3 protein-coding genes and 4 tRNA genes are annotated in these 3978 nt (G+C 46.1%); 1 reads left to right on the top strand and 6 read right to left on the bottom strand.

All coding sequences use genetic code 11. From position 1 onward, the window contains the following. Positions 1–152: 152 nt before the first annotated feature. The 4 genes from Q4Q54_RS21560 to Q4Q54_RS21545 form a co-directional block, all read right to left on the bottom strand. Positions 153–228: transfer RNA gene (locus Q4Q54_RS21560), tRNA-Thr, on the bottom strand. Between the two features lie 8 nt (positions 229–236). Further along, positions 237–310, bottom strand: a tRNA-Gly gene (locus tag Q4Q54_RS21555). Positions 311–348: 38 nt separating this feature from the next. Beyond that, positions 349–433, bottom strand: a tRNA-Tyr gene (locus tag Q4Q54_RS21550). Between the two features lie 8 nt (positions 434–441). Further along, positions 442–517: transfer RNA gene (locus Q4Q54_RS21545), tRNA-Thr, on the bottom strand. A gap of 235 nt (positions 518–752) precedes the next feature. Between Q4Q54_RS21545 and coaA the strand changes: the two genes are divergently transcribed. Continuing rightward, positions 753–1703 carry a type I pantothenate kinase gene (coaA, locus tag Q4Q54_RS21540; RefSeq protein WP_311907005.1) on the top strand — a complete coding sequence of 317 codons (951 nt, stop codon included), beginning with the start codon at positions 753–755 and terminating at the stop codon, positions 1701–1703. A 27-nt stretch (positions 1704–1730) separates the two neighbouring features. Here coaA and birA read toward each other — a convergent pair whose 3' ends face one another. Both birA and murB read right to left on the bottom strand, forming a co-directional pair. Further along, complete coding sequence (birA, locus tag Q4Q54_RS21535) at positions 1731–2690, bottom strand: bifunctional biotin--[acetyl-CoA-carboxylase] ligase/biotin operon repressor BirA (protein ID WP_311989522.1); 960 nt, start codon at positions 2688–2690, stop codon at positions 1731–1733. After that, the gene (gene murB, locus Q4Q54_RS21530) at positions 2683–3708 is read right to left on the bottom strand and encodes a UDP-N-acetylmuramate dehydrogenase (protein WP_311989521.1); all 1026 of its coding nucleotides are present in this window, start codon (positions 3706–3708) and stop codon (positions 2683–2685) included. Before murB ends, birA begins: the two co-directional genes overlap by 8 nt. Positions 3709–3978 lie beyond the last annotated feature (270 nt).

Below are 3978 nucleotides of genomic sequence, written 5' to 3'. Positions count from 1 at the left end.
TGGGGCTTAATACGTTCAAATTTAGCTTTAGCCATGGTAATGCCTCAGTCCAAGAATCTTGGTGATGAAAACTAACATATAGAAAAAATCCGATGCATTAAAATGACATCGAACCGATTATGTTTAGGCGTAGGAGCTAAATTTAGAGAGGCTGGTGCTGATAGGCAGATTCGAACTGCCGACCTCACCCTTACCAAGGGTGTGCTCTACCAACTGAGCCATATCAGCAACTAATTTGGAGCGGACAGCGGGAATCGAACCCGCGTTATCAGCTTGGAAGGCTGGAGTAATACCATTATACGATGTCCGCGCAACCTAACTAAGGCTACCTAACTACCTAGAAAAAAGTGGTGGAGGGAGAAGGATTCGAACCTTCGAAGGCTGAGCCGTCAGATTTACAGTCTGATCCCTTTGGCCACTCGGGAACCCCTCCACAGAAAATGGTGCCGGCACCAAGAGTCGAACTCGGGACCTACTGATTACAAGTCAGTTGCTCTACCAACTGAGCTATGCCGGCATTATCATTTCGGAACGGGATATTAGGTAAATGCGCTCCCAAGTGCAAGTAAAAAACACCTATTTACGTAAAAAAAGCGCTCGAACGGTGTTTTTTTACACGTTATCCAAGTTTGCCGACCAATTAAACAGCGAATACATCAAACGGTAACGGAAACACGGCTGCAATCACCCATTTAGTATTGTTCCGAATAATTCCATAGTGTACTGTGCCTTTCCTAAGCTGAGGAAAGCCAATGACTTCTAAAAATTCAATTCAAAAAGCACTCTATCTCGCCTTTGAGCGCCTGCAATGGTCTGAGTTACGAGATTCAGTGCCGCTGACGCTGAGCGAGCAAGACTTGGAAAACCTTAGAGGCATTAATGAGAAGATATCCTTATCGGAAGTCACAGATATTTATCTTCCCCTTAGTCGGCTGCTAAATCTAATAGTCAAAGCTAAGCAACAACGTGGCTTAGTCGTTGATGAGTTCCTTGGCCAAAAGCCATCAAAAAGCCCTTACATCATTAGCATTGCTGGCAGTGTCGCCGTCGGCAAAAGTACCACAGCGCGCATATTGCAAGCCTTACTACAGCACTGGCCTGAGCACCCTAAGGTCGATCTGGTGACCACGGATGGCTTTTTGTATCCACTGGCAGACTTGAAGCGTAAAGGCTTGTTACAGCGTAAGGGATTTCCGGAAAGCTACGATATGAAAATGCTGGTTGAGTTTATCTCCGCCGTGAAATCCGGTCAGCCACATGTGAAAGCCCCTATCTATTCACACGTCACCTATGATCGAGTGAAGAATCAACACCAAACCGTTTCCCAGCCAGACATCTTAATTTTGGAAGGCTTGAATGTATTGCAGACAGGACTCGATTCACCAGTTGATACCCGTCGTCCTTTCGTCTCTGATTTTGTCGACTTTTCTATTTATGTCGATGCACAAGAGCCATTACTCAAACAATGGTACAAAGAACGCTTCTTGCAATTCCGCTCTGGTGCCTTCAGTGACAAGAAATCCTATTTCCATCACTATTCGTCGCTAACCGATGATGAAGCTAATACCATTGCTGCCAATATTTGGGACACGATTAACGGTCCCAACCTGCAATTGAATATTCAACCAACCCGTGAAAGGGCCCATTTGATCCTACAAAAAGGTCAGGATCATTTGATGTCCCACGTACTGATGCGCAAATAATCTTCTGTAAAATAGTCTCTTGGGTGCTTAGCGTGCCCTTAAGCTAATTTCACCGCCGATAAATGCTTGCACATCATCGGCGGTTTCGAGCAATACTGCACCTTGCTCATCAACGCCGCGACAAATCCCTTCGACAGACTTTTCACCCATAAGCAAACGTATTTCACGGCCATAAAATAAGTCTGCCGCTTGCCAACGAGCCTTGAATGCAGCTAATCCTTCACGTTCAAATAGCTGGATATCGCGCTTCAGTTGCTTCTGTAATTCGATAATAAGCGCAGTCTTATCTGGCATATCAACCAAATCTGACAGGTCACTCCAAGGCTGATCGATACCTTTGCCTTGCTCCTCTGACATCGCCATATTAACGCCAACACCAATGATCAGCTGACACTGACTATCCGCCTGTCCCGACATTTCAATCAAGATCCCAGCAAGCTTCTTGTTATCCAAATAGATATCATTCGGCCACTTAACCCCAATATTCTCGACCCCAAACGATTTAAGCACTTCAACTAGAGTGCACGCCACTACTAAACTTAAACCCATAGCCTGTGCCATTCCCTGCGGGAATGTCCAAAACAATGAGAAGTACAAGTGATGCCCATAGGGCGACACCCAAGTGCGACCTCGGCGACCGCGACCAGCAGATTGATACTCTGCCACGCACACATCGCCATTTTTTAGCTCAGTGGTATGGCTCAGCATAAAGCCGTTGGTGCTTGCGATCTCATCAAAATAAAAACAACGGTTATCAATTGACTGCACTAAACGTGAAGCATCAATCAAAGAGATGGGATTGGCTAACTTATAGCCGCGACCCTTAACGCTATAAATTGCCACACCATAAGTTTCTAACGCATCAATGTGCTTATTTACTGCGGCGCGCGAAATCCCAAGTTCTGTGGCTAGCTGCTCGCCTGAAACAAATTGACCGCAAGACAATAACGCTAATATCTGGCGCTTTCTTCCCCAATTATCAGACATACAAATCTCCTTCACCGATAGCGCCCATGATTCTAGGTTCAGCTTCTAGCACAACACCAAATTTATCCTGTACTTGCGCAATAACATGCAGCGCTAAGCGACAAATATCGCGCCCCGTTGCCCCGCCTCTATTCACTAATACCAAAGCTTGTTTGTCATGCACAGCAGCATTACCAAGCACAAAACCTTTCAGTCCCGCTTGTTCAATCAACCAACCTGCCGCCAATTTCACCGTTGCATCCGCTTGTGCGTAACCCACTATCGTCGGAAAACGCTGTGCTAAATCTAGATAACAGGCCGCGCTGACAATAGGATTTTTAAAGAAACTACCTGCATTGCCGAGCACTGCTGGATCAGGGAGCTTTTCACTGCGCACTTGGCATACGCGATCAAAGATCTCACGCGCAGTGACGGTTGCAGGATCAAACGATTGCAATGGACCATAAGCCAAACGCGGTTGCCACCGTTTAACTAAGCGCAGTCCGACAGCAGTGACTACGGCAAGATTGCGTAATTTGTCTTTGAAAATAGACTCACGGTAAGCAAATTGACACTCAGCTGTGCTTATACGCGCGAACTCGCCTGAGGGTAAATCAAGATACTCAACCCAATCACACACATCACAGAGTTCAACACCATAAGCGCCAATATTCTGGATAGGTGCTGCGCCAACCGTTCCAGGAATTAACGCCATATTCTCCAACCCAAACATGCCATGCTCGAGCGTAAACTGAATTAACTCATGCCAATTCTCACCCGCCTCAACCTCGAGATAAAAAGCTTCTGCGTCTTCAGATACTTTTATCCCCTTCGATAAAATCCTGACAACTGTACCGTTAAAGTCCTCAGTGAAGACCAGATTGCTACCGCCACCAAGCACCAACATAGGCAATTGCTGTTGCCATAGTGGCAAACACATCGCCTGAACAGCTTCTTTTGAGTGCGCCTCAACAAGAGCGGCGCAAGACTGGGCTAAACCAAAGGAATTAAACGATTTAAGGCTATGAGATAGAGACATGTGTTTGATCAATGACGACAAAAACACATTGTAACTGCTAAAAGCGAGGATTGCAGCTAACGCGGGGGACACGTATTGATGAAATAGTCATCGTGGAGTAGGCATTTAGGCGAAAAATCACGCTAAACTTAACAAATTGCATACGCAAAAAAGCCAGCTTATTCAGCTGGCTTCGTTACATCTCTATGAGATAATTAGGCGCTTGGCGATGACCTACTCTCACATGGGGAGACCCCACACTACCATCGGCGCGTTTGCGTTTCACTTCTG

The sequence above is a fragment of the Shewanella sp. SP2S2-4 genome, assembly GCF_031932025.1.
Taxonomy (GTDB): Bacteria; Pseudomonadota; Gammaproteobacteria; order Enterobacterales; family Shewanellaceae; genus Shewanella; species Shewanella baltica.
This window is presented reverse-complemented; position numbering and strand designations above follow the sequence as displayed.

Excerpts from the sequence above, each read along its gene's own strand:
- coaA (WP_311907005.1), top strand. The coding sequence starts at position 753 with ATGACTTCTAAAAATTCAATTCAAAAAGCACTCTATCTCGCCTTTGAG.
- birA (WP_311989522.1), bottom strand. The coding sequence starts at position 2,690 with ATGTCTGATAATTGGGGAAGAAAGCGCCAGATATTAGCGTTATTGTCT.
- murB (WP_311989521.1), bottom strand. The coding sequence starts at position 3,708 with ATGTCTCTATCTCATAGCCTTAAATCGTTTAATTCCTTTGGTTTAGCC.